Source organism: Microbulbifer agarilyticus, assembly GCF_020171345.1.
GTDB lineage: Bacteria > Pseudomonadota > Gammaproteobacteria > Pseudomonadales > Cellvibrionaceae > Microbulbifer > Microbulbifer agarilyticus_D.
Genome location: NZ_JAIUZM010000001.1, coordinates 1,141,657 through 1,167,269 on the forward strand (window position 1 = coordinate 1,141,657; position 25,613 = coordinate 1,167,269).

A 25,613-nucleotide genomic window follows, 5' to 3' on the forward strand; every position below is an offset into this window, starting at 1 on the left:
ATAAATGGGGCAACTCGCAGGTGCTCAGGGGGTTGAGCACCTTAGGAGGGAGAGACAAAAGACTGCAAAGGGGGTCTGTGTTTTGTCTCGAAGATTTCTACGGGGCGCGCCGTGGGTCGGATTACTGATTCGGTGATTTTTTTACTGAAGATTTTTTCCTTATAAAAAACCCCGCCAAATGGCAGGGCTTTTCACACAGAGTTTTTCGGCGTGCGCAGACTGTGTTATTCCACGACGGGCTCCAAACGGTAAAGGCCGCCATCGTTGGAATCGTTCAACAGATAGAGATAACCATCCTTCCCCTGACGCACATCACGGATTCTTCCCACCTGCCCTTCGAGCAGGGTTTCAGTGCCCGCCACCTTGTCGCCATCAAGTACAACGCGCACCAATTTTTCACTGCCGAGCCCGCCGGCCAGCAGGTTGCCTTGCCAGGCCGGGAAACGCTCACTCTTTACCAGTGCCAAACCCGATGGCGCAAAGCGCCCATCAAAAATAAACACCGCATCCCGCACGCCCGGTGCCGAGGGTACACCAATGGCGGCCTCGCCACTGTATTCAAAACTTTTGCTCACGGTGGGCCAGCCGTAGTTAACACCGGGCTCTATCAGGTTGAGTTCGTCGCCGGTGCGCGCGCCATGCTCGCTGGCCCAGATACGACCGTCGGCGGTTACCGTCATACCCTGAATATTGCGATTGCCATAACTGTAAATTTCATCATGGCCGCGCTTGTCGCCAGCAAATGGGTTTCCTTTTACCGGCGCACCGGTATCACTCATGCGCAACACGCTGCCGGCATGATCGCTGATATCCTGCGCGCGCTCGCGCACTATACCGCGGTCGCCAATGCTCATCAGCAAGGTACCATCCGGCAACCAAGCCAGTCGTGAGCCGTAGTGCCGACCCGGGGCAGAGTAGCGGTCCTGCTCGAACACCGGCTGCACATCGGCCAGCCCCTGCTCAGTGAGTTTGGCGCGCACCACTGCGGACGCAGATTCCGCGCCATTTGCAGACGGTTTTGAATACGTCAGGTAAATCCAGTTGTTGGTGCCATCACCAAATTTGGGATGCAATACGACATCCAGCAACCCGCCCTGGCCCTTGGCGGAAACTTCTGGCACACCTTCCAGATAAGTGGTCTTGCCATTGTCTATGAGCGCCAGGCGCCCGCGACGCTCGGTCACCAGAAAACGGCCGTCCGGCAACTGCGCGACCGCCCAGGGGTGGTGCAAATTTTCGGCAAGCTGCACGATGCGAAATGCTTGCTGCTCGCTGGCAATGTTCTTCTCGACTACTTTTTCCGCAAGTGCTGGCATTGCCAGACACATTACGATAGCGGCAAGGCCGGTACGCAATAAACTAACCGGATTTAACATAGCGATTTCTCCATAACTCTTGTCCGGGACCGAATAGATTTTTAGTCCCTGAATATACGGCGCGTTTTTAGAGTTTGCTCAGCGCTGGCTTGGCATCGGACCAACACTGGCAAAAAAAAGCCGGGCAAAGCCCGGCTTTTTCGACATACCCTCGCGAGGATTAAGCGTCGGTTTTGGATTGCTGTTGCTCGACAATCCAGTTTTCTACACGTTTTTCCAGCAGCGGCAGAGGCAGGGCACCGCCACCGAGAATGGTATCGTGGAAGCCGCGGATGTCGAACTTGTCACCCAGGATTTCTTCCGCCTTGCTGCGCAGCTCTTCAATTTTGATCATTCCGATCTTGTATGCGGTGGCCTGGCCCGGATAGGTCAGGTAACGGCGTACCTCGGAGCGCACCGCCGTCTCGGGAATGGCAGAGTTCTCCAGGAAGTACTCGACCGCCTGATCCTGGCTCCAGTCCTTGGCATGCATACCGGTATCCACCACCAGGCGGATGGCGCGCCACATTTCGGCGGTCAGACGACCGAAGTCATTGTACGGATCCTGGAACTGACCCATCTCCTTGGACAGCTTCTCCGAGTACAGCGCCCAGCCTTCGATATACGCAGTGGAAAACGCATTGGTGCGGAACTTGGGAATATTCTCCAGCTCCTGCGCGATAGAAATCTGCATATGGTGACCGGGGTTACCTTCGTGGTAGGTCACGGTTTCCATATCCGCGGTAGACAGTGCACTCATGTCCGACATGTGCACGTAATAAGTACCCGGGCGGCTGCCGTCTGGCGTGCCCGGCACATAGTGCTGGGCACCACCGGGGACTTCGCGGAATGGCTCCACGCGCTTCACGATCAACTTGGCTTTGGGCAGGATACCGAAGTACTCCGGCAGCTTTGCTTCGATATCGGCAAGGAAACCTTCCACTTTGTCCAGATACTCCTTGCGACCTTCATCGGTGTCCGGGTAGTAGAACTGGTCGTCGGTACGGATAAAGGTGAAGAACTCTTGCAGGTTGCCGTCGAAGCCGACCTTGTCCTTGATCGCTTCCATTTCCTTGCGGATGCGCGCTACTTCATCCAGACCAATCTGGTGCACCTCTTCCGCAGTCATTGGCTGGGTGGTGTGGTTGGCCAGGCGGTTGTTGTAGTAGCTGTCGCCGTCAGGCAGGTGGGAAACCCCCTTGGGCACCTCATCCGCATTGACCTTGTCTTCGTTCAGCCAGGCAATGTAGGCCTCATAGGAGGGCTTCATTTGGCTGGTGAGCGCGGTTTCTACCTGGGTCAGCAGGTCTTTGGCGGTGGCCTCATCAATGGTGCCGGCGTCTTGCAGTGCGGTAATCTTCTTCTTCGCATCCGCCATCAGCGGCGCATCGTCGCCATCGCTGAACGGCTTACCGGTGGTTACCTTCTGCGCGCGTTCGATGGCGAGGTCATAGGTAAACTGGGGAGGGCGGATTTCCTTGCTTGCGGAAACCTTGGCGCGCTCCAGCAGTTGGCTCAGGGCCGTGCTGATACCACCGATACGAGCGATGTAGTCGCGCATGTCCTGCTCGGTATCCACCTTGTGCTGGTTGATCAGGAAAGTAGGGAACTGCGACTCCGGACCACCCAGCTCACTGGCGAAGTAGCTGTAGTCCCAGAACGGCAGGTTGGCCTTTTCCAGCTCGTACTGCTGGATCCACAGGTCGTAGGACTCTTTGCCTTCGGTGCTCAGCTTGTCGTAGTCAAACTGCTGCTTCATCTCGTCGACGGTGGCTTTTTTCCACGCCAGCTGGCTCTCCGCCGCGGCTTTGGTCATATCGTCGATTTCGCTGTATAGCTCTTTGCGGCCCAGGTAGCTCAGCTGGATAGGGCTGAACTTCAGCTCTTCTTCGTACTTGGCATCGAACCACTCGGTCAGGCGCGCGGTTTCATCTTGCTGACCGTCTTCAGGGGTCAGCGGCAATTGGGTGGCCTGCTCACCGGATTGAGTGGCATTCGCCTGTTCAGCTTGTTTCTTGGGGTCTTCACCCTGCTGGCAGCCGGCGACGGCCGCTGCAATAACCAGACTCAGGAGCGCTTTGCGCATAGTTTCGCCTCTTTGAAAGTACTACTCAGTAAACGGATTGATAGGAAAAGAATAAGAAAAAATTAGCCCGCCAAGATGGCAGTGCATCACAGGTTCGTCGATACCTCTGCGACGAAATTGCCGTCACACGGGATAAACAGCGGCCCTCAGCGCCTTGGCGGATCTCATTTTGGGCCGGCTTTGGGCGCTATCTTTGCGCTGTCCCCCGCGACAACATGCAGCTCCCGCTGTGGGAAAGGGATGGAAAGCCCCTCAGCTTCCAGAGCGGGTTTGAGCTGCTTCATCAGCGCCCAGTACACATCCCAATACTCTGCGGTTTTCACCCACGCGCGCATGTGTAGATTAACCGCACTATCTGCCAGTTCGCGTACCGCATAAGCAGGCTCCGGGTCCGCCAGGATGCGCGACTCGTCAGCCACCAGGTGCCGCAGGACACGCATCCCGGTTTCAATATCATCACGGTAGGCGATACTGGCGATTAATTCGATGCGGCGCTTGGGGTTGCGGCTAAAGTTGGTGAGCGTTTCACCCCACACTTTGTCGTTCGGAGCGGAAATACGTAGGCCATCCGGTGTATCCATTTCCGTAGTGAACAGGCCTATCTTGCGCACGGTACCGATGGTATTACCGAACTGAATGGTTTCACCGACCCGGAACGGGCGCAGGCCCAGCAGTACAAATCCCGCAGCAATACTCTGTAACGTGTCCTTGAGGGCGAGGCCGATTGCCAGACCGGTGGCACCCAACAGAGCTACCAGTGAGGTGGTGTTCGCACCGAAAATATCCAGTACCACCAGGCCACCGACAACATAGGTAGCCCATACCGCAAGCGTCTCAAGTACCGGGACCAAGGTTTCGTCGATACCGCGCTCACTGAGGCGGCCTACCGCGCGCGACACCAGCTTTGCAGCAATCCAGGTCACCACCAATGCCAGCAGGGCCCAGAGAATATTCGCTCCGACGGCCGTGAGAACTGGGCCGAGTTCCTGCAACTGCGCTTGTAAGCTTTCCATGCACTGTTTCCCTTCTACGGTTTAGTCGCTAGCGCGGATCTATTGAGGGGCCGAGAGAAAGAAATGCTGCACCAATTGTAAAACCAACAGTATCGCCACCAGGATAAAGATAATATTTTGACGATTCACCCGTGTTTCCCCTGAAGTTATTTTGTCTATGGAAGCTGCAACAAACCTTCGGCCACCAGCCAGTCGCGGGACTCGGTCAGCATGTCTTCGAGGCTTACGCGGCTCTGGTAGCCCAGTTCTTGTTCCGCGCGGCTGCAATCGGCCAGAGCGCGCCCGGTCAGCATGGTTGCCTTTTGTGGGGTTACCGCAGGCTCGCGCCCACTAAAGCGCGCGGCGATATCGGAAATGCGCGCTAGCGTATGAATTGCCAGCGCGGGCGTCGTGCGCTTGGGCGCAGGTACCCCGACCAGCTTCGCGATGATGCCGAAGAACTCCAGAAAGCTGGCGTCGGTACCGGCGAGAATATAGTTCTCCCCACTGCGCCCGCGATAAAAAGCATTGATGTGCGCGCGCGCCACGGCGCCGGCATGACAGAAAGACCCTGCACCCGGCGGCACGCCCGGCAACTTGTTTTCTGCCAGCATAAAAAATGTCTGCGCCCAGCTGGAGACATCGTATTTGCCGACGATGGCACAGGGGTTGAGGAACACCACATCCAGTCCATTGGCCGCTTCGCGCAACACGGCCTGTTCCGCATGCATTTTTGAGTAGTGGTAATGGAAGCGCGGGTTGGTGGCGAGCTTGGGGCTGGCTTCACTGATCACATCGGAGTGGTAGCCGTAGGCCGAGATTGAACTGGTGACGATCATGCGTCCACGGTGGGCATCCGGCTGTGCCGCGAAATGCTCACGCGCAGCCCTGGTCAGGTTTGCCGAGCCTTCGACATTATCTTGCCACTGCTGTGCGTCGCCACCGCGCCACATACTGGTGTTGCCGGCCAGGTGAAACACCGCATCGAGTTCTTGCGGTAGCGCTGCACGCAGCGATTCGACATCCCCCAGCGACGCCGCCACCGGCGTGGCACCCAACGCGCGCAAGCGCGCCGGGTCCGAGCTTGGCCGGTGCATGGCGGTCACCTGCCAGCCATCGGCCACCAGCTGTTCAATCAGGTTGGCACCGAGAAAGCCGGTACCACCAGTCACAAATGCGCGCATAAATCCCCCCCGGGCCCGGGGCGCAGGACGCGCCCCAAAACACCGAGATTACTTGATCTCGAGTCCCAGTTCATGGGCAAGAAACGCATACTGGTTGGTAAAGTCTTCCACCTGCATCCACACCGGCTTGCCGGCACCGTGGCCCGCGCGGGTCTCAACCGCGAGATAGACGGGGTTATCGCAACCCTGATCCCGCTGCAGCGCGGCGGCAAACTTGTAGCTATGCCAGGGCACCACACGGTCGTCGCGGTCGGCGGTGGTGATCAGGGTGGCGGGGTAGCAGGTGCCTTTTTTGGTGTTATGCACCGGGGAGTAGGCGTAGAGCGCGGCGAACTCATCTTTATTTTCCGACAGGCCGTAATCGCTGGACCACTGGCGTGCGTTGGCCGAGGCGGTATGGTAGCGCAGCATGTCCAGCACGCCGACGATGGGCAGCGCCACCTTGAACAGCTCAGGGCGCTGCACCTCGGTTGCACCGACCAACAGCCCACCATTGGAGCGACCCATAATGCCCAGTTTCTCCGGTGAGGTGATCTTTTCGTCGATCAGCCATTCGGCTGCGCCAATAAAATCATCGAACACATTTTGTTTTTGCAGCTTGGTGCCGGCCTTGTGCCAGGCGCTGCCGTATTCACTGCCGCCGCGCAGGCTCACCATGGCGAGTGTGCCGCCCATATCCAACCAGCCGGCAAAGCGGGTGTAGAAGCGTGGCAGCTGCGCGGCATTGAAGCCACCGTAGCCATACAGCAGGGTTGGATTTTGCCCGTCCTTTTTCATGCCCTTTTTATGCACCAGGAACATCGGCACACGGGTGCCGTCCTTGCTGGTAAAGAAGTGCTGCTCGACTTCGTAATCGGAAAAGTCCGCCGGGTACTTGGGCGCTTTGACTTTTTCACTCTTGCCGGTGGACACATCCAGTTTGTAAATGCTCGGCGGCATCAGGAAATTGCTGAACTCGAAATAGGTTTCGTTGTCATCCGGGTCACCATAAAAACCGGTCACGGTGCCCACGCCGGGCAACTTAAGTTCGTACTGTTGCTTGCCATTCAGGTCGGTTACCACCACCTTGGATTTTGCATCTTCCAGATAGTGCAGTACCAAGCGGCCGCCGACCAGATTGGTGTCTTGCAGGGCGTTGTTCTGTTCCGGTACCAGATTTTTCCAATTCGCTTTTTCTGGCTTATCCAGGTCAATCGCGATCACGCGACCGTTGGGCGCGTCGGAATTGGTTTCGAAATAGAACGTCTTGCCGTTGTTACCGAGGAAGGTATAGAGGGCATCCCAGTCGTCCAGCAGTTTTACCACTTCAGCATCGGGCTTGGTCAGGTCTTTGTAGTAAATGCCGTTGCTGTCGTAGCCATCGAAAATTGGTAGCAACAGATATTTCCCATCATCCGTCACCTGCGCACCGGGATTACGGGTGGGGTGGTCGGTGATTTGGTAAACCCGCTGATCCTTACTTTGCGGCTCACCGATTTTGTGGAAGTAGATCGCCACCTGCTTGCTGTCGTCGGCACTGCCGTCTTTGTTGAACGGATAGCGGCTGTAGTAAAAACCGGATTCATCCTTGGCCCAGGTGGCGCCACTGAATTTAATCCCGGTGAGGTGGTCCGGCAGCATGCGGCGGGTTTTCAGGTCGCGCACGTGGTAATCGGTCCAGTCGGTGCCACCATCGGAAGTACCGTAGGCCAGGTAGCGGCCATTGGGGCTTACGGCATAGCGTTTGGCGGCGATGGTGCCATCGTCGCTCAGCGTGCGCGGATCCAACACCACGCCGCCTTCCTTGTTGATGTCGGCGGTACTGTAGAAAACACTCTGGTCCCAGGTGCCATCGTTGTATTGATAGAAGACCTGCCCGGCCTTCTTGTAGGGCACCCCGTAGCGTTCGTACTGCCACAACTCGGTCAAACGGTGGTTGATCTTCTGCCAGCCGGGCAACGCTTTCAGCGCAGGCAGGGCGAAATCGTTCTGGGCCTTCACCCAGTCTTTTACCGGCTTGGACTCCTGATCTTCCAGCCAGCGATAGGGATCGCTCACCTGGGTACCAAAATACGTATCCTGCTGTTCGACCGTGGCGGTTTCCGGGTATTGTTGGGCGGGCTTATCGCTGTTCGCGCTGTTCACGGTGATGGCTGCCACCGCGGCAATCACGGGAATAGCGGCCCCCGCGATCAGGGTCAGGACAGATTTGTTCATCGGGATTTCCGGTTTTTTATTGAGGATCAGTGCGCTAATCTAGAAAATTCGCCGCCGCGCATCCAGCGGTCATCCGCATTTTAGAAGAGGTTGTCGATGAAGGGCCTGGTTCAACGGGTAAAACACGCGAAAGTGGAAGTCAGTAGTGAATCTGTCGGCGCCATCGATCATGGCATTCTGCTGCTTTTGGGTGTCGAAGCCAGTGATTCCGAGGATACCGCGGACAAGCTCCTGCACAAGGTGCTGCACTATCGCATCTTCGGTGACGAGCAAGGCAAAATGAATCGCAACGTGCAACAGGCCGGCGGCGGGCTACTGGTGGTGAGTCAGTTCACTCTGGTAGCGGATACCGCAAAGGGGCTGCGCCCGAGTTTCAGTCGCGGCGCCAGCCCGCAACAGGCCAACGAACTGTATGAATACTTCCTGCGGCAGGCACGGGCGAAAATGGCCGATGAGCTACCGGTGGCGGGTGGTCAGTTCGCCGCCGACATGCAGGTATCGCTGTGCAATGACGGTCCGGTGACTTTCTTACTCGAGGCCTGAGTCGTATTCGAGCCGAGAATACGCTTGGTCAACGCATCCAGGCGCGCCTTGCGCTCGGGCTTGGGCAGGGCACCCAACTGTTCCACAGCCCGATAAAACGCTTCCCAGTCACTGCCGCTGTCCCGATATAGCTGCACAAAGGCAGGTACCTGCGACTGGTACTCACTGACCAGCGCCAGGGTGGCGTTATTGGTTTTCTCAATCATCTGGGTGAACTTTTCGTCCTGGGTCCAGCCTTCCGATTCCTTGCGGTAGCAATAACGCAGACGCTGCAGGGTTTGCGCCTTGCGCTGGCGCTTCGCCGGCACACTCAAGTCCGACGCGTACAGCGCCTGCAACTGCCGGCGTGCGCTCACCATCAAACCATTTACCCGCCGCGCCTGCTCCACATTAGCCACCTTGGGCGCGGGGATGCCATTGCGGCGCCGCCAGTCCGGCAGCGCAATGCGCGAGACCGCGGTGGCGAAACTCTCATTGAATTGCGTATCACCGCCAATATACAGACGCCGGTGCGCCAGCTCGTGAAACAGTAGACTGGCAAGGCGGTCCGGCTTCCAGTCCACAAAGCTCGACAACACCGGGTCATCAAACCAGCCGAGGGTGCTATAGGCAGGCACCGGGCCCAGATACACGTCGTAACCCTGCGCCTGCAAACGCCGCTCCTGGACCTGGGCATCGCGCTTGTTGAAATAACCACGGTAACTGGCGCAGCCGGCAATGGGGTAACACCAGCGCTTGGGCGACAGGGAGAATTCCGGCGCTGCCACCAGGTTCCACAGCGCGTACTCCTGCTCCAACTGGGTAAATTCGCTGTAGGCGGAGCCGACTGGCAAGTGCAGCTCGCCGGCCGCATAGCCGCGAATCGCTTGCACCCATTCGAGCTGGCGGCGCAGTTTTGGATCGGTTTCTTCATTCCGCAGCAGGCGATCAATGGGCTCGCGTCCGGCGAGGATCTTGAGCTGGCCGGTGGCGGCCTGTGAATAGAAATGCACCGTCTCACAACCGGCCAACAACATTGCCGTTGAGAGTGCCACCAGCAACGACAACAGCCGCGTGAAGCGACGCCAAATACGCGCCCCGCGGAACAAACCGACTAGGTTTATGGTGAGAGAAAAGGTTTTTATCTGGGAGTCGTCCATGCCGCCCGTCGCTGCCGTTTCGCTGGTATTTTCGCTGGTGCTCGGTATTGTGTTATGGATTTATTTGATCCGGCTGAGTTTCGCCCGCTCCAGCGGCATGGGTGTGGTCGCGCTACTATTGCCGCCACTCGCCTTCATTCAGCTGTTAACGGATCCGGAACACCGGGAGCAACTGCTCGTGCTTTTTGTATCCATTCTATTGTTCAGCAGCATAGCTGCTCTCGAGCGCTAACGGCGCGACTTTGCTCGCCAAACTCACGGGATATTTCAACGGTCACTGGCCACAGCCGAAGTACTCCACCTCCTCGCCGATAAATCGCCCTTCCGTAAGGTAACTCACTACCTGATCAATAACCTGCTGACTGCCCGTCAAACCGTTATGGGTTAACGGATAGGTGACGCGCGCACAAGTGCCTTCTACATAGGTACTCGGCACACCGACAATGCCATCGTCATTGCCGTCGATAATTGCAGAGAACAACGGGTTGAACGAGCGCGTACCGGCAATAACCCCCAGGGGGAACCGCACCGGGCCGAGGCGACTGGGCAGGCTGCGCTCGTCGATACCCATCTGATTGCCCGCAGGGCCGTTAACATCCTTGATGATGGGAATACACGAGAGGAAATTCCCCAGGCGACTGCCCTGATTGGGCGGGCCAAGCATGACCGCGCGCTTAACAATACTGGTATCGCGCTGGTCAAAATACTGCCGCAACAGCAGGCTGCCCATGGAGTGGGCAACGAAATACACCGGCGCTGCACCTGCTTTTTCGCACGCCTGCAGGCCGCGGGGGACGGTCATCTCGGCGAGGGTTTCAATGGGGTGTTTTTTTGACGGGTAGTCGAGATTGACGGTGTAAAAGCCAACATCGCGCAGGACGCTTTCGATGCCCGTCATCGACGAGGCATCTTTGGTAATACCGTGCAGGAGAATGGCGCATGGGTACGGAGAGGGTGCCTGCTGCGTTGCCGCAAAAATCGACATTAGCGGCGACAGGGTGAGCGAGACGACCGCGCCGAAAATTACACCTGCACGCCGCACTGCCCGTTTCGTCATGTCACCGTCACCGTTTGCGTAGGTCCCAGCCTGGGCAACTTTGCCTCACATAAGAACATACGACAAAACGGTGAGAGCAGATGGCTGCAGCCAGTTACTGGGCCTCTATTTCTTCGGGTTTGCCGCGTTTTACCCAGCGGCCGAAGAAAATCCCGACTTCAAACAGAATCCACATGGGCACCGCAAGCAGGGTCTGCGAGATGACATCCGGTGGGGTCAGCAGCATGCCCATGGCAAAGCAGGCGACGATGACGTACGGACGCTTGCGCGCCAATTCTTTGGCGGTCACCGCGCCACTCCAGATCAGCAGCAGGGTGGCGATCGGGATTTCGAACGCAAAGCCAAAGGCGAAGAACAGCTTCAGCGCCAGGTCGAGGTAACTGCGGATATCCGGCAACACCTTGATATCCGCATGGGCCGAACTGATAAAGAATTCAAAAATCAGCGGGAACACCACGAAGTAGGCAAACGCCATACCCGCGTAAAACAGGAAAATACTGGAGATCATCAATGGCGCGATCAGGCGCTTTTCATGCTTGTACAGGCCCGGCGCAATAAACGCCCAGAACTGGTACAGCACAACCGGGATCGCCACAAAAAACGCCAGTACAAAGGTCGTTTTGAACGGCGTCAGAAAGGGTGAGGTCACCTCGGTGGCAATCATGCCCGCACCTTCGGTAAGGCGCGCCTGCAGCGGGTCAGCAACAAAGTTATAGATATCGTTGGCGAAGGGCACCATACAGGCAAAAATCGCCACCACCACCAGCAGCGTCTTCAGCAGGCGGTCGCGCATCTCAATCAGGTGCTCGATAAACGGCTGGTCTTTCTCACTCATTGACGTTTGTCTTCCGGCTCGGTGGGACTGTCAGTGTGCGGCTGCGGTGACGCCTGCTCGGCAGACGGCGCGGGCTCGGCCGGATCCAGGCGATCGACTTCTGCCCAGGCCGCGTCTTCCTCGTGCTTGAAATGATCCGGGTGGTGCGGGTTGTGCTCCGGCTCGCCGTGATCATGCAGATGCTCCGGATAATCCGGGTCTTCCAGCTCTTCCTCTTCTTCCGGCAAATGGTCGTCGTCGAGGTTGCTTTCGGCGAGCGCACGCTTGTCTTCCTCCGGCAGGTAGTCCTCCGCCTGTCGCAATTTGTCCGCCTCAGGATCTGGCCCGGATAATTCGCTGGGCGCCTCCTTGGCTTCCACCGCTGCCGGCTCTGCATGCGCGGCGGCGTCTTCTTTCAGTGCCTGCGCCTGCGCTTCTACCGATTTCAGATCTTTTTCGAACTTGCGCTCCGCCTCACTAAAAGTGCGCTCCATCGCCTGCTGGCTCTCGCGCAACTCTTTCAACACTCGCTCGTTGTGCAGTTCGCGCCGAATATCATCGGCGCCCACTTCACGCTCAAGCTCTTCCTTGGCGCTGCCCAGGGTCTGCTTGATCTGGGTCCACCAGCGCACGGTAGTACGCACCGCATCGGGCAGGCGTTCGGGGCCAATGACCACCAAACCCACCGCCGCGATTACCAGCAGTTCAAAAAATCCGATATCAAACACGCGCTACTCGCTCAGTTAACGACGGATGCAAAGCAAAACCGAAAATCGGCCTTACTTATCCTGGGACTGCTTTTCTTCGGTAGAGGTTTTCTGTTGCGGCTTGCTGGCTTCGTCTTTTTCCAGCAATTCCGGTTCCTTTTCTTCCGCGTCCTTTTTGTCTTCTTCCTTCATGGCTTTTTTAAAGCCCTTGATGGCACCACCGAGGTCGCCGCCGAGGTTGCGCAAACGCTTGGTGCCGAAAATCAGCAGGACGATGACCAGCAAGATCAGCAATTGTTGCCAGCTAATACCCATAAGAAATGCTCCTGATTCAATCTTTAATTCGTATGTTCAATCCACGCCGTCAGTCTTGGCTGCGTGACGCTTTTTCTTCGAGGCCGGAAAGGCCGAATCGACGCCCCAGCTCATCCAGTACCGCGCGGGAGTCCACGCCCAAGTGGTTGAGCATCACCAGGGAGTGAAACCACAGATCCGCGGTTTCCGAAATCATCGCCTGGTACTCGTCGCTGCCGGCGCCCTTGCCCTCGGCGTCCTTGGCGGCAAGCACCAGCTCGGTGGACTCTTCACCCACCTTCTCCAAAATCTTGTTCAGCCCCTTGGCGTGCAGGCTGGCGACATAGGAAGAGTCGGCATCCGCTTCCTGCATGCGCATGCGCAGGACCCGGTCCAGTTGTGTCAGCATATTACTCATGACGCGGTCTTCTTCTCCCCTGAATAGATCTCTTTCGGGTCGGTGATGACCGGCTGGCGAACCTGCCACTGGCCGTTTTCCAGTACCTGATAGAAACAACTGGTGCGACCTGTATGGCAGGCGATGCCGCCAAGCTGCTCGACCAGCAGAACAATGGTGTCGCCGTCGCAATCGAGGCGCATCTCGCGCACCAACTGTACATGGCCGGAAGACTCGCCCTTGCGCCACAACTTGCCGCGGGAGCGGGACCAGTAGACCGCGCGCCCTTCCTCGGCGGTTAGACGCAGGGATTCGACATTCATCCACGCCATCATCAGCACGCGGCCGGTTTTAACATCCTGCGCGATGGCAGGCACCAGACCGTCGCTGTTCCAGCTGACTGCTTCTGTGAAATCAGTTTCACTCACCGTTCGCATTCCTTACTGCATTCGATATTGTAGGCTCATGGTCCTCGCCTAAAGGCCGGAGTGTGACCGACCTTTCGAGGTTCTCGACAGGACTCACTAAAAGCCCCGAGCCCAAACCTTCAGGGCCACAGCAGCAGCGCCAGCGCGGCCGCGCCCATCATCCAACTGACCGCCGGTATCTGCGCCAGTAACCCCGGTGATGCCACCAGGGCAGCACCTGCGGCCAGCAAGCCACCGACAATCATTCGCGCGTAACGGGTGCGCCCCCGTTGGCGGCTGCCCGCCAGCTGGTCACTCAGCTGCTGCAGCTGCGGACCCAGTTCGCGCCCCTGTTCCAGAGCGGAAAACGCCATTTGCGGCAATTGCGGCAATTTTTCCAGCCACTCCGGCCCATATCGCTTAATTTCGCCGACAATCGTCTTGGGATGAATACGCTCGCGCATCCATCGCTCGAGAAACGGATGGGCAGTCTTCCACAGATCCAGCTGAGGATAAAGCTGTCGCCCTAATCCTTCTATATTGAGCAAGGTTTTCTGCAAAAGTACCAGCTGAGGCTGGACTTCCATCTCAAAACGCCGCGCAGTCTGGAACAAACTGATTAACACGCGCGCAAAGGAGATTTCCCCCAGAGGCTTTTCAAAGATCGGCTCGCACACCGCGCGAATCGCGGACTCGAAGGCGTTGATCGGCGTATCCCGGCGCACCCAGCCGCTCTGTACATGCAATTCGGCGACCATACGGTAGTCGCGGCGGAACATGGCGAGGATATTCCGTGCCATGTAGTACTGATCTTCGCGCGTCAGGCTGCCGACGATGGCGGTATCGATGGCGATGTACTTGGGGCGATCCGGATGTTCGCGGGACACAAAGATGTTGCCCGGGTGCATATCGGCGTGGAAGAAGTTGTGCTCGAACACCTGCTTGAAGAAGATCTCCACACCGCGTTCGGCCAGCAGTTCCATATTGGTGTTCTGCGCGCGCAGCTGCTCCAGGTCGGTTACCGGAATGCCGTCGATGCGCTCCAGCACCAGCACGTTCTCACGGGTGTAGTCCCAGTAGACTTCCGGCACATACAGCAGCGGTGAATTGGCGAAGTTGCGCTTGAGCTCGGAGCCGTTGGAGGCCTCGCGCACCAGGTCCAGCTCGCCCTCAATGGTGTGGCGGTAGTCTTCCACCACCTCCACCGGGCGCATGCGTGGGCCGTCCGGCAAATAGCGCTCGATCCAGCGGGCGATATAACGCAGTAATTGCAGGTCCTGCTGTATCACCTTATTAATGCCAGGGCGCAGCACCTTCACCACCACCGATTGGCCTGGCTCGCCGTTTTCATCTTTCAGGCGCGCACCGTGTACCTGTGCCACCGACGCGGACGCCAGCGGCTCGCGGTCAAACTCGGCAAACAATTCATCCACCGGTGCACCCAGCGATGTCTCGATGCGGTCGATACACTGGTCGATTGGGAACGGCGGCACATTGTCCTGGAGCTGGTTCAGCTCCAGCACCATGTCCGGCGGCAGCAGGTCCGGGCGCGTGGACAGCAACTGGCCAAACTTCACATAAATAGGCCCGAGGTCTTCCAGTGCGCAGCGCAGGCGCTCGCCGCGGGTCATGTTTTTCGCTTTGCCCGCAGGCAACAGCTTGTAGGGCGCCCACAGCGTGCGCAACCACAGCGGCTGATACTCCGCCGGCACCAGTTCATTCAGTCGGTAGCGCAGGAACACCCGCGCGATGGTGAGGCTTCTCGCTAGTGGCACGTCAACGCTTCTCCTGCCCGGGCTTGCCGCTGGCGGCCTTTACCTGCGCCGCAAACTTGCGCTGCAAAATCGCCAGGCGCGCTTCCAGGCGGTCCACACCGTGGGAAAATTCGGCCACATCCTCTGCAAAGGCTTCGAACTGCGCCTGCGGCGGTGTCATGCGCCACTCTTCACTCACCGCTTCCGCGGTTGCTTTCGGTGCGGTGCCGAGCGCGTCTTTCAGCCAGCTCGCCGCCATGCGCACGCCGGTGCCCAGCTGATGGGCCGGCGAATCGCCAATTAACTTGGAGACGGGTTCTTCCCAGTCGATATCCAGCTCGCGCAGGGTCGACTGCAGCTCTGCCAGCAGTGCACTGGAACCGCGCACCGTCACCCCCAGTTTGGCCGGCGTGGCATCGCGGTTTCTCAGCAACTGGATAAATGCCAGGGCAGAACCGGACAGCTCGGTGGTCACCTCGCCATCCCAGCGGCTGTGCACTTCGATGTAGCCACCTTCACCCTCGTCGTCGATAAACAGGAACAGGGACATGGCCGGCGCCGTGAGGTTCACCCCCAGCACCTTGCCCGCAAGTTTGCCGAGGCGTGCGCGGCTGCCCGGGTCGTAACGCAGGGCGGTGTTGATGGCGGTTTCCAGTGTGGCGTCAAAACCGGCGCGGAAGGTGGGATCGGTCATGATTATTTTTTCAGTGCCCGGAAGCTATACGCGAAGGCGGTGCTTCCGGTGTCTGTTCGCAGGACCTTCACCGCCAGGGATGGCGGTGCAGAGCCCCCATGGATGGGTCTACGGCGTGTCCTGTGAACAGACACCGGAAGTGGCGCCGCCACAAGGCGAAATCCGAGCCCCCAAACTCAAAAATTGTCAGGGTTTGATGCCCTTATGCAAAGCCACGATGCCACCGGTCATATTGTGGAATTCACAATCCACAAAACCGGCATCGCTCATCATGCCTTTGAGGGTTTCCTGGTCCGGGTGCATACGAATGCTCTCGGCCAGATAACGATAGCTATCGGCATCGTCCGCCACCAGCTTGCCCATAAACGGCAGCAGGCGGAAAGAATACTGATCGTAGACCTTTTCCAGCAGTTTCGACTCCGGCTTGGAGAACTCCAGCACCAGCAGACGCCCACCAGGTTTGAGCACACGCAGCATGGAGCGCAGCGCCAGGTCTTTGTCCGTCACGTTGCGCAGACCGAACGCGATGGTGATGCAATCAAACGTGTTGTCGGGGAAGGGCAGGTACTGGGCGTCCGCCTGAACCGTCTCCACATTGCCGGCAATGCCGCGGTCCAGCAAGCGATCGCGGCCGACCTTCAACATGGACGCATTGATATCCGCCAACACCACCTTGCCGGTAGGGCCAACGATGCGGGAAAAGCGCGCGGTCAGGTCACCGGTACCGCCGGCAATATCCAGGATCGTCTGGCCCGGGCGCGCCGCAGAAAGCTCAATGGTGAAGCGTTTCCACAGGCGGTGGACACCACCCGACATCAGGTCGTTCATCACGTCATAGCGGGCCGCTACCGAGTGGAATACATCCGCCACTCGTCCCGCCTTTTCCTCCACCGGTACCTGCTGGTAGCCGAAGTGGGTCGTCTTGCGTTCGCTCATCTTGTGCCTGCTGCGCCAAATTTCAGGGCCACATTGTACATGGGGCGGACCTGATCGGCACCGCCACAGACTAAACTTGAGCAAACTCGAGGCAACGCCGCTCTCTTTCCGTTCTGCTTCTGCCCTGCTTATGTCTTATCAATTGCACAGCAAGCACCCACTAGCCCCGTCGATTCGTGCGGTTGCGCGCGCGCAGGTGCATGCAGCCATCGCCTGCTGCCAGTCGGCGGAAGACGGCCACGCCATCCACAGCGTGCGTAAACACGGCAAAAAATTGCGCGCCCTGTTGCGCCTTATCCGCTACGCCAATACCACCACCGACACCCTGTACCACACCGAAAATGCCCGTTACCGCAGCATTAATGCTGCCCTCAGTACCTGCCGCGAAAATGCATCGCTACATCTCGCCCTGGAGGATCAACTGGAAGCCGAGCGTTTCCCACACACGGCGGCGCACCTGAAGGGCCGACTGGATAACGGGCACACAGAGAAGCTGCTGGCGCAGGCCGAAAAATCGTTGCAACTGGCGCTGATAAAAATTGATGGCTGGCACTTTCAGGGCGCCAGCTGGGACGATATTGAATTGGGCTACTGCAAAAGCTACCGGCGGGCATTCAAGGCCATGAGACACGCCTTTGCAATGAGTACAGACGAGCACTTCCACACGCTGCGTAAACGCGTCAAAGACCAGTGGTACCAGAGTCGCTTACTGGAAGAACACTACCCGGAAACCATCGGCACGCGCACCCGTGGCCTGCAAAAGCTGGCCAGCGCACTGGGCGACTGGCGCGACCTGCGGTTACTTTGCCAGCACCTTGCGCGCTACGGGGATGACACGCCCGAAATGGCCAGCGAGCAGCGCGCATTGTTGGAGCAGGCAAATCAGCGATTACAGCAGCTACGCATCGAAATACAACAACTTTGTGAGAGTCTTTTCCTACAGCCAAGCTGCCCCCTTAGTAAGTGACTGATTAGTAACAACTTTTCGTTTTGCCACATTAGTTATTGAGGGTACTTTCGTCCCATTCGTTACATATATACGGCACAAAATTCTGACTGCCGTTTTAGACCTATAAAATGCTTAGAGGGGAGATAATGAAAACTAATGCACTTTCTATGGCCATCCGCGGGGCCATTCTCGCTGCAGTTGGTGCAGCACCTGCATTTGCGCAGCAAGCCTCCGAACCGGCGGACGCTACCAGCATTGATGACGGAGCTATCGAGCAAGTAACTGTGACCGGCTCGCGTATCGCTCGCCCGAACGCAGTTAGCCCGACGCCTGTCACCTCTTTGACAGCTGAAGACATCAGCCTGAGCGGCGAGACCAACTTGGGTGACTTCCTCAACACCATGCCCGCACTGCGCTCCACGTTCTCCGGCCAAAACTCCGGTCGCTTCATCGGCACCGTAGGCTTGAACCTTTTGGACTTGCGTGGTCTCGGTACCTCTCGCACATTGGTGCTGCAAGATGGGCGCCGCCACATTTCCTCATCCATTGGTACATCCGCAGTGGACGTCAACACTATCCCAGAAGATCTGGTTGAGCGCGTCGACGTGATCACAGGTGGCGCTTCTGCTATCTACGGTGCGGATGCGGTATCTGGCGTAGTAAACTTCATCCTTAAAGACGACTTCGAAGGCGTCAAGGTCAGTGCTTTCGGCAGCGATACCGAACGTGGTGGTGCGGAAACTACTGAACTTTCTGTCACCTTCGGGCAGAACTTTTTAGATGGTCGCGCGAATATCGCTGGTAGCGTTCAGCACACCACTCGTGGTGATGTATACGGTACTGAACGTGACTGGATTACTAAAGGTTACGGCACTTTGGTAAACCCTGCCGATGTAGACCCCGACACCGGTGCAGTCATTCCTGACAATGGTGTGCCCGACAGAATCGTAGTCCAGGACTATCGCATTCCGTTTATCAGCGACAACGGTATCGCCTTCCTTCCTTACGGCGATTACACCTTTAATAATGACGGGACTGCACGTCCGGTGATCCCCGGTGATGTATGTGACATTAACGGCCGCTGCTCCGGTGGTGACGGCTACGCCTTTGTTGGCCAGTACCAAATGTACCCAAGTATGGATACGACTAATGTATTCCTGAAAGGCCACTTCGATATTTCTGACACCATGCAGCTATTCGGTGAAGCGAAATATGTAAATCATGAAGCAGAAAGCTGGGGACAGGCGAGTTTTAGCTACAACGGTTATTCGTCCACCAACCCATTCCTTGACAAAGACCTATCCGACCGCTTGGTAGCCGATGGAGTTCCTGCGTTTGGCATGTACCGTATGCATTCCGACTTGGGCTACCGCGGTGATTTGGCAGAGCGTGAGACCATGCGCTTTGTGACTGGCCTTAAAGGTGAACTGGGCGGTGGCTGGACCTATGAAACCAGCCTGGTATACGGCGAGTACAACGCCGATATTTTCTATGTAAACAACCGCTACAACGAACGTTTTGAACAAGCCATCGATGCTGTCGAACTTGACGGTGAAATTGTTTGTGCGGATGAAGAAGCTCGAGCGGCCGGCTGTCAGCCACTGAATATGTTCGGTTTCGGCCTGAACTCTCAAGAAGCCGTCGACTGGGTAATGCTCGACGACACCGGCTCTGTAGAGAAAATGACCCAAACCGTGGCCTCCGGCTTCGTAACCGGCGATTTGATCGATCTTCCTGCGGGCCCGCTGTCTGTAGTGGGTGGCTTTGAATATCGCGAAGAAACCAGCTTTGTTGATTTCGATGAAATCATCAAAAATGGCGATACATTCATGAATGCGTTAGCGTCCACCGATGGCGAATATGACGTTACAGAAGTTTTCGTCGAAGTATCTGCGCCTCTGCTCGCCGACCTGCCAGGTGTACAGAGCCTAATGTTTGATACCGCCTATCGCGCTGCAGACTACTCCACCGTAGGTAACACTGGTGCTTGGAAAGCGGGCCTTGACTGGACCATCATCGACGACGTGCGCGTTCGAGCCACCACTTCTCAGGCCGTACGTGCACCAAATATCGATGAGCTCTTCGCCCCGCTGGGTGAGAACTTCTATAACGTCAATGACCCCTGTGACTACCGCGAACTGGGTAGCGCACCTGACCCCGAGCTACGTCGTGCGAACTGTGCCGCTCTGGGACTGGCCGCAGATTATGAATCCCCCTGGAATGGCGGCCCGACCCTTGGCGGCTTCAGTGGCGGCAATCCTGATCTGATGGAAGAAACCGCAACCACTTTGACCTACGGCATGGTAATTACTCCACGCTTCGCCGACGGCCTTACCCTGACTGTGGACTACTGGGATATCGAAATCGAAGATGCGATTTCCTATTACAGCGGGCAGACCATTTTGGACAAGTGTGTTGACGGTGCTTCCATCAATAACGCTTTCTGCGGAAATATCGAGCGAGCCGCTAACGGTGACCTGACCTCTCTGACTAGCTCAGCTCTAAACGCCTCCAAGCTCACAGCACGCGGTGTGGACTACGAGCTACGTTACGACCTCGAACTGGCCGACCTGTTCAAGTCTGAATTCGGAAGCCTGAGCCTGGCTATACAGGGAACCCGCCTGCTCGAGCGCGACGATTTCTCGTTCCAGAACGAGCCTGATAGCGTCGATCCTGTAGCTGGCGAACTGGGTGACCCAGAAGATGCCTATAACATGAACGTTACCTACCGCTATGGCGACCTCTCCGTTAATTGGGGTCACCGTTACATTGGTGACCAGGCGCTGTACGACATCGGCCTAGAACGTCCAGAGGCTTCAGCTCCTAGCTACACAGGCGAAGTTCGCTACAACAGTCTGCGTACTAGCTATCTGTATCAGGATAAAGTCGAAGTATACGGCGGCATTAACAACTTGGAAGACAAAGAGCCACCAGCATTCCTGACTGGTACTGGTGGTGGCTCCGGCATGTATGACACCATGGGTCGCAGCTTCTACCTGGGTGCAAACTACACCTTCTAAAATAGACTCTTGATCGCAGCTTTTGACGCTGCAATAGAAAAGGGGCCATATGGCCCCTCTTATAGCCGCACTATACGTGCGGCTTTTTTATTTGTGCTTTTCGTATTGCTTTAAATCCCTTTTAGCAAACCGCCCGCGTGCACCATTACATGAAAAACAACATTCTGCTCTTTGGTACCGGTAAGCAGGTGCGCACCGGGGCCACGCGCCCAGACACCGACGTCCTCACCCCCGTGGGTTTCGCTATCCAATGGCACCAACGACTCCTGGTGGAAGCCGCTTAATTCTGTATCGATAGCGTGGAGATCGTGACGCCCCGCATTGACCGGATCATCGTAGCGATCGTCCGCATTGGCGCTGTCACCGAGATCGGCGAAGCCGAGGCCATTGGCGTAGCTAATGGTGGTGTAGGGCATACCGTCAGCCGCCAGCGATACGTTTTCCTTGGGCTCGCCGGTTTCGTCATTGCCGACCACCTTGCCCAGAATCGGGTTGCCGCGGGTGGGGTAGCCGGCGATGGTCATTACATGGCTGTGGTCGGCGGTAACTATGATCAGGGTGTCTTCGGCACTGGTGTTATCCATGGCCACCTGTACCGCGCGGGCCATTTCCACACCGTCGGTCAGCGCACTGTAGGCGCTGCCCGCATGGTGGCCGTGATCGATGCGGCCGGATTCGATCATGGCAAAATAGCCCTTGTCGTTTTTGCTCAGCAGTTCGATGGCTTTGGCGGTCATCTGTGACAGGGACGGCTCGCCGGCTTTGTCGTTCTTGCGATCCTCTTCGTAGCGCATGTGCGAGCTGGCAAACAGGCCGAGCAGCTTGTCGGTATCGGCTACCTCGAGTTGGTCGAACCCGGACTGGTCTTCGATATACACCGCTTCGGTGGTACCGTCGTTGTAGCGCGCCTTCCAGGCGTCGATCAGGTTGACACCATCCGTGCGCTTGCCGGACTTGCCCTCCAGGTCCTCCACCTCTTGCGGCAGGAAACTGCGACGGCCACCGCCCATGATCACGTCGATACCATCGCCGGCCGCCAGCTCCACCATCTGGGTGGCAATATCTTTGCAGCCTTCGGGAGCAGTGGCCTCCCAGCCGCGCTCCGGTACTTTCGCGTAGGTAGCGGCCGGTGTGGCGTGGGTGATGCGCGCGGTACTTACCACGCCGGTGCTCTTGCCGAGATTTTCCGCCAGCTCGAGCGCAGTGGTGAGTGGGCGCTGCAGGCTCGCCGCGCAATCTCCGCGGGCCACGGTCTCATCCACATTCAACACGCCAGCCTTGGTTTTCACCCCGGCCATCAGTGCGGTGGCAGTGCCAGCAGAGTCCGGTGTTTGCTGGTTGGTGTTGTAGGTTTTGCTCAGGCCGGCAAACGGCATGGTTTCAAAACTCAGCCGGTATTCCTCACCACTCTGGCCTGCCATCTGGCCGGCGAGAATGCGCATGGCGGTAACGGTGGAAATGCCCATGCCATCACCCACAAACAGAATGATGTTTTTGGCCGCACCGCGCTCATTGTTGATTACCACATTCTGGGCGTGCGCGAGTGCAGCCTGGCCATCCCGGTACCAGCTGCTGGTTTGCTGCGACTCGGGAAGCTGCGTCGACTGTGCCGCGGATTTACTGGACGATGGATTCGAGGAAGCACTCGGGGGGGTGTCAGGATCGCTACATGCAGCCACGGTCAGGCCGAAGGCGGTAACAAACGCGAGAGGGAGTCGATGAAATTGCATACTGTGCCCCGGTAAAAATTCGCCTACCGCCAGCCCAAGATAAAGGCTGAACAGTGGCGAGATGCTAAAGACTGGGGCGATAGTGTAGAGGATTTTGCGGACAGATTTGCTACTGACCTAGAGAGTAGATTCAGCCAATCAGTTTCACCGCACTCTCATCGGGGTCCCGGCCCTTGCTCTGGGCTTGCAACTGATTGAGGTAGCTTTGCCATTTTTCCTCTTGGGTATCGCACAGTTCGCGCAGGTAAGCCCAGGTGTATATGCCGCTATCGTGGCCATCGTCAAAAAAGATCTGTAGTGCGTAGCGTCCGGCCGCAGCGACCTTGTCGATGCCCACATGGATTTTCCCATCCACCAATGTACCGTCACTGGCGCCATGGCCGCGCACTTCGGCACTGGGCGAATAGACCCGCAGGTATTCGGCGGGCAGCACAAACTCTTTATCGGCGTATTGCAGGCAAAGGTTTTTTTCGGCCTTGTTCAGGCGAATTTTTTTCGGTGCGGACATGGCAAAACCAAGAGTCAGTCAGAAGCGAGCGGCAAACTACCGTGAGATACAGCGAGGGCCGCGCAATGCGGCCCTCACCGGTGACAAGGCGAATCAGAGAATAAAGCGCGACAGGTCTTCGTCTTTACTCAATTCACCCAGCTGTTTGTCGACATAAGCCGCATCGATGGTGATGGTGCTGTCGCCGTCACCGCCAGCGAAGGATATTTCTTCCAGCAGGCGCTCGAGCACCGTGTGCAGGCGGCGCGCACCGATATTCTCGGTGGTTTCGTTCACCTCGAAGGCAACTTCGGCGATACGCTGAATCCCGTCTTCGGAGAATTCCAGATTGACGCCCTCGGTGCCCAGCAGCGCCTTCTGCTGCTCGGTAAGCGAGGCAGAGGGCTCGGTGAGGATGCGCTGGAAGTCCTTGGAGGTCAGCGAGCTCAATTCCACGCGGATCGGCAGGCGGCCCTGCAGTTCGGGAATCAGGTCCGACGGCTTGGACAGGTGGAAGGCACCGGAGGCAATAAACAGAATGTGGTCTGTTTTGATCATGCCGTATTTGGTGGTGACGGTGCAGCCTTCGATCAGCGGCAGCAGGTCGCGCTGCACACCTTCGCGGGAGACATCGGCACCGCCACTTTCCTGGCGCTTGGCAACCTTGTCGATTTCATCGAGAAACACAATGCCGTTTTGCTCAGCGGAGCGAATGGCTTTGGTTTTGATTTCTTCGTCGTTAATCAGCTTGGCCGCTTCGTCGTCGGTCAGCTGCTTGAGCGCCTGCTTGACGGTGAGTTTGCGCTTCTGGGTTTTGCCTTTGGACATATTGGAGAACATGCCCTGCAGCTGGTTGGTCATTTCTTCCATGCCCGGGGGCGCCATGATTTCGACACCCATGGGGCTGGCGGAAACGTCGATCTCGATCTCCTTGTCGTCGAGCTCGCCTTCACGCAGCTTTTTGCGGAATACCTGGCGGGTGCCGGAGTCTTTTTCCAGCGGGTCGGTATTGCGTGCCGGTGGCAGCAGGGCGTCGAGCACGCGGTCTTCGGCGGCATCCATGGCCCGCTGTTTTACGCCTTCGGTGGCGCGCTCGCGCTCGAGCTTGATGGCCATTTCGACGAGGTCGCGGACGATGGATTCCACATCGCGGCCGACGTAGCCCACTTCGGTAAATTTGGTGGCTTCGACTTTGATAAACGGCGCGCCGGCAAGTTTGGCGAGGCGGCGGGCAATTTCGGTTTTGCCGACACCGGTGGGACCGATCATCAGGATATTTTTCGGGGTGATTTCCGCGCGCAGTTCTTCGCTGACCTGCATGCGGCGCCAGCGGTTGCGCAGGGCGATGGCCACCGCGCGCTTGGCGTCGTCCTGGCCGACGATATGACGGTCGAGTTCGTGAACGATTTCTCTTGGGGTCATGGACATGGTCTTTACTCGGATTCTTTTCGCTTCGTTCCCGCTTCTATGTGCTTTGAAGCTGGTGCGGTGGCGGCCGGGCACCGGGTAAAAGATTTCGAAATCGCTATAAATACATCCCTGTACGCTCCGGCGGCGACGTCCTGTCGCCGACGGTTTCGAAATCTTTTACCCGGTACCCGACCTTCAATTCATAGCTGAATACTTCGTTGCCAGTTTGGCGATCAGTAACTCAGCTCTTCAATCGTGTTGTTGTGGTTGGTGTACACACAAATGTCGCCGGCAATTTTTAAACCCTGCTCGACGATAGTGCGCGCATCCAGCTCGGTGTTATCCAGCAGCGCGCGCGCAGCGGACTGGGCGAAGGGGCCGCCGGAGCCGATGGCGATCAGGTCGTCTTCCGGCTGGATGACGTCGCCGTTACCAGTAACGATCAGGCTCGCGGTTTCGTCGGCCACGGCGAGCAGCGCTTCGAGGCGGCGCAGGGCACGGTCGGTACGCCAGTCTTTGGCGAGTTCGACGGCGGCGCGGGTGAGCTGGCCGTTGTGGGCCTGGAGCTTGGCTTCGAAGCGCTCGAACAGGGTGAAGGCGTCGGCGGTGCCGCCGGCAAATCCGGCGATGACCTTGTCGTTGTAGAGGCGGCGCACCTTGCGGGCGTTACCTTTCATGATGGTGTTGCCCATGGAGACTTGCCCGTCACCACCGATAACGACTTTGCCGTTGCGGCGGCAGGAGAGGATGGTTGTACCGCGATATTGTTCCACTGGTGCCTCTGCGTTTTGGATTCAGAAGCACTAAGTGTGGTCGGGAAGGGGGGATTTCAATGTTGCCCGGTAAAAACCGGGCAGTCGGAAAGGATTGGTTTATCCCTGCGCCGGGCGCTTGAGCACCAGCGGCATCAGGCGGTGCTCGGCGAGGACACTGCGGGCTTTGGCGACCTTGGAGCGGTTGGTGTATGGGCCGACGAGGACCCGATGCCAGGTGCCGCGGTTGTCGGTGGCGGATTCCACTTTGACGTCGAGGTTGGCGAGCATCAGCTGGGCACGCAGGCGCTCGGCTTCGGTTTTGTCGCGGAAACTGGCGGCCTGCAGGATATACACCAGGTCGGACTTGGGCTCGCTCTGCACCGGCGAATCTTCCGCGGGTTTTTCGCCGTCGCGCACCCGCACCTGCGGGTTTTTCGGCTCGGGGACTTTGACCTCGCTTTCTTCCAGCAGCTTGTAGAAGTCGAAACGCGGCTTGGATTCACCCGGGGCGGGCTTGTCAGCGGCGGGCTTTTCCGCGCGCTTGGCCACCTGCATCTGCCCGGTCTTGATGTCGTTCAGCAAAAACACAAACACCGCGAAGCCGCCGACAAAGTTGCCGAGTACAAACCAGACCCAGGCGGGCTTGCCGGAGGGTTGTGAGCGGCGGGTGTTGCGGCGGGCCATCGTGTTCTCTCAGTCTTTTATCT

The 25,613-nt window shown here is 57.7% G+C and carries 24 protein-coding genes; 4 read left to right on the plus strand and 20 right to left on the minus strand.

Annotated features, from left to right (window positions below; translation table 11 throughout):
• Positions 1 to 224 precede the first annotated feature (224 nt).
• The 5 genes from LCM31_RS04710 to LCM31_RS04730 form a co-directional block, all read right to left on the minus strand.
• Positions 225 to 1,376: a PQQ-dependent sugar dehydrogenase gene (locus LCM31_RS04710; RefSeq protein WP_224867960.1), complete on the minus strand. Its 1,152-nt coding sequence runs from the start codon at positions 1,374 to 1,376 to the stop codon at positions 225 to 227.
• Positions 1,377 to 1,536: 160 nt separating this feature from the next.
• Positions 1,537 to 3,441 carry a DUF885 domain-containing protein gene (locus tag LCM31_RS04715; RefSeq protein ID WP_224867962.1) on the minus strand — a complete coding sequence of 635 codons (1,905 nt, stop codon included), beginning with the start codon at positions 3,439 to 3,441 and terminating at the stop codon, positions 1,537 to 1,539.
• 164 nt (positions 3,442 to 3,605) lie between these two features.
• Positions 3,606 to 4,454: a mechanosensitive ion channel family protein gene (locus LCM31_RS04720; protein WP_224867964.1), complete on the minus strand. Its 849-nt coding sequence runs from the start codon at positions 4,452 to 4,454 to the stop codon at positions 3,606 to 3,608.
• A gap of 155 nt (positions 4,455 to 4,609) precedes the next feature.
• Positions 4,610 to 5,617 carry an NAD-dependent epimerase/dehydratase family protein gene (locus LCM31_RS04725; RefSeq protein ID WP_224867965.1) on the minus strand — a complete coding sequence of 336 codons (1,008 nt, stop codon included), beginning with the start codon at positions 5,615 to 5,617 and terminating at the stop codon, positions 4,610 to 4,612.
• Between the two features lie 48 nt (positions 5,618 to 5,665).
• On the minus strand, positions 5,666 to 7,813 hold the full coding sequence (locus LCM31_RS04730) for a prolyl oligopeptidase family serine peptidase (RefSeq protein WP_224867966.1): 2,148 nt from the start codon (positions 7,811 to 7,813) through the stop codon (positions 5,666 to 5,668).
• Between the two features lie 96 nt (positions 7,814 to 7,909).
• Here LCM31_RS04730 and dtd point away from each other — a divergent pair, with 96 nt between their 5' ends.
• Positions 7,910 to 8,356, plus strand: a complete 447-nt coding sequence (gene dtd / locus LCM31_RS04735; protein WP_224867967.1) for a D-aminoacyl-tRNA deacylase — start codon at positions 7,910 to 7,912, stop codon at positions 8,354 to 8,356.
• Here the strand turns inward: dtd and LCM31_RS04740 are convergent.
• Positions 8,287 to 9,495 carry an aminopeptidase gene (locus LCM31_RS04740; RefSeq protein WP_224867968.1) on the minus strand — a complete coding sequence of 403 codons (1,209 nt, stop codon included), beginning with the start codon at positions 9,493 to 9,495 and terminating at the stop codon, positions 8,287 to 8,289. The two genes, dtd and LCM31_RS04740, sit on opposite strands and share 70 nt — an antisense overlap.
• Here LCM31_RS04740 and LCM31_RS04745 point away from each other — a divergent pair.
• Positions 9,494 to 9,727, plus strand: a complete 234-nt coding sequence (locus LCM31_RS04745) for a hypothetical protein (protein WP_224867969.1) — start codon at positions 9,494 to 9,496, stop codon at positions 9,725 to 9,727. The genes LCM31_RS04740 and LCM31_RS04745 overlap by 2 nt on opposite strands.
• A 42-nt stretch (positions 9,728 to 9,769) precedes the next feature.
• On the opposite strand, the gene LCM31_RS04750 is transcribed toward LCM31_RS04745, so the two are convergent.
• From LCM31_RS04750 to ubiE, 9 genes are all read right to left on the minus strand, one after another.
• Positions 9,770 to 10,552 carry an esterase/lipase family protein gene (locus LCM31_RS04750; RefSeq protein WP_224867970.1) on the minus strand — a complete coding sequence of 261 codons (783 nt, stop codon included), beginning with the start codon at positions 10,550 to 10,552 and terminating at the stop codon, positions 9,770 to 9,772.
• Between the two features lie 94 nt (positions 10,553 to 10,646).
• Complete coding sequence (gene tatC, locus LCM31_RS04755; protein WP_224867972.1) at positions 10,647 to 11,387, minus strand: twin-arginine translocase subunit TatC; 741 nt, start codon at positions 11,385 to 11,387, stop codon at positions 10,647 to 10,649.
• Positions 11,384 to 12,094, minus strand: coding sequence for a Sec-independent protein translocase protein TatB (gene tatB / locus LCM31_RS04760; protein WP_224867974.1), 711 nt, complete (start codon positions 12,092 to 12,094; stop codon positions 11,384 to 11,386). Before tatB ends, tatC begins: the two co-directional genes overlap by 4 nt.
• Positions 12,095 to 12,145: 51 nt before the next feature.
• On the minus strand, positions 12,146 to 12,388 hold the full coding sequence (gene tatA, locus LCM31_RS04765; protein WP_224867975.1) for a twin-arginine translocase TatA/TatE family subunit: 243 nt from the start codon (positions 12,386 to 12,388) through the stop codon (positions 12,146 to 12,148).
• A gap of 49 nt (positions 12,389 to 12,437) precedes the next feature.
• A complete protein-coding gene (locus LCM31_RS04770) occupies positions 12,438 to 12,785 on the minus strand; it encodes a phosphoribosyl-ATP diphosphatase (protein WP_224867977.1) in 348 nt (115 codons plus the stop codon).
• Positions 12,782 to 13,192, minus strand: a complete 411-nt coding sequence (gene hisI / locus LCM31_RS04775; RefSeq protein ID WP_404804122.1) for a phosphoribosyl-AMP cyclohydrolase — start codon at positions 13,190 to 13,192, stop codon at positions 12,782 to 12,784. The genes LCM31_RS04770 and hisI overlap by 4 nt, the downstream gene beginning before the upstream one ends.
• Before the next feature lie 119 nt (positions 13,193 to 13,311).
• A complete protein-coding gene (gene ubiB, locus LCM31_RS04780) occupies positions 13,312 to 14,946 on the minus strand; it encodes a ubiquinone biosynthesis regulatory protein kinase UbiB (RefSeq protein ID WP_224867981.1) in 1,635 nt (544 codons plus the stop codon).
• A gap of 1 nt (position 14,947) precedes the next feature.
• Positions 14,948 to 15,619 (minus strand): ubiquinone biosynthesis accessory factor UbiJ, encoded by a 672-nt coding sequence (locus LCM31_RS04785; RefSeq protein ID WP_222231153.1) that lies wholly within the window; start codon positions 15,617 to 15,619, stop codon positions 14,948 to 14,950.
• A 186-nt stretch (positions 15,620 to 15,805) separates the two neighbouring features.
• Positions 15,806 to 16,555: a bifunctional demethylmenaquinone methyltransferase/2-methoxy-6-polyprenyl-1,4-benzoquinol methylase UbiE gene (gene ubiE / locus LCM31_RS04790; protein ID WP_224867983.1), complete on the minus strand. Its 750-nt coding sequence runs from the start codon at positions 16,553 to 16,555 to the stop codon at positions 15,806 to 15,808.
• Positions 16,556 to 16,631: 76 nt separating this feature from the next.
• Between ubiE and LCM31_RS04795 the strand changes: the two genes are divergently transcribed.
• Together LCM31_RS04795 and LCM31_RS04800 are read left to right on the plus strand one after the other, a co-directional pair.
• Entirely contained in the window at positions 16,632 to 17,522 is an 891-nt protein-coding gene (locus LCM31_RS04795) for a CHAD domain-containing protein (protein ID WP_224867985.1), read from the plus strand.
• A gap of 128 nt (positions 17,523 to 17,650) precedes the next feature.
• A complete protein-coding gene (locus LCM31_RS04800) occupies positions 17,651 to 20,524 on the plus strand; it encodes a TonB-dependent receptor plug domain-containing protein (protein WP_224867987.1) in 2,874 nt (957 codons plus the stop codon).
• A 110-nt stretch (positions 20,525 to 20,634) separates the two neighbouring features.
• Here the strand turns inward: LCM31_RS04800 and LCM31_RS04805 are convergent, their stop codons facing one another.
• From LCM31_RS04805 to LCM31_RS04825, 5 genes are all read right to left on the minus strand, one after another.
• Entirely contained in the window at positions 20,635 to 22,254 is a 1,620-nt protein-coding gene (locus LCM31_RS04805) for an alkaline phosphatase (protein ID WP_224867988.1), read from the minus strand.
• A 130-nt stretch (positions 22,255 to 22,384) separates the two neighbouring features.
• A complete protein-coding gene (locus LCM31_RS04810; RefSeq protein ID WP_224867989.1) occupies positions 22,385 to 22,762 on the minus strand; it encodes a gamma-butyrobetaine hydroxylase-like domain-containing protein in 378 nt (125 codons plus the stop codon).
• Positions 22,763 to 22,855: 93 nt separating this feature from the next.
• Positions 22,856 to 24,169: an ATP-dependent protease ATPase subunit HslU gene (hslU, locus tag LCM31_RS04815; RefSeq protein ID WP_224867990.1), complete on the minus strand. Its 1,314-nt coding sequence runs from the start codon at positions 24,167 to 24,169 to the stop codon at positions 22,856 to 22,858.
• A gap of 215 nt (positions 24,170 to 24,384) precedes the next feature.
• Complete coding sequence (gene hslV, locus LCM31_RS04820) at positions 24,385 to 24,924, minus strand: ATP-dependent protease subunit HslV (protein WP_010132036.1); 540 nt, start codon at positions 24,922 to 24,924, stop codon at positions 24,385 to 24,387.
• Positions 24,925 to 25,023: 99 nt separating this feature from the next.
• On the minus strand, positions 25,024 to 25,590 hold the full coding sequence (locus tag LCM31_RS04825; protein ID WP_224867991.1) for an SPOR domain-containing protein: 567 nt from the start codon (positions 25,588 to 25,590) through the stop codon (positions 25,024 to 25,026).
• Between the last annotated feature and the right edge of the window lie 23 nt (positions 25,591 to 25,613).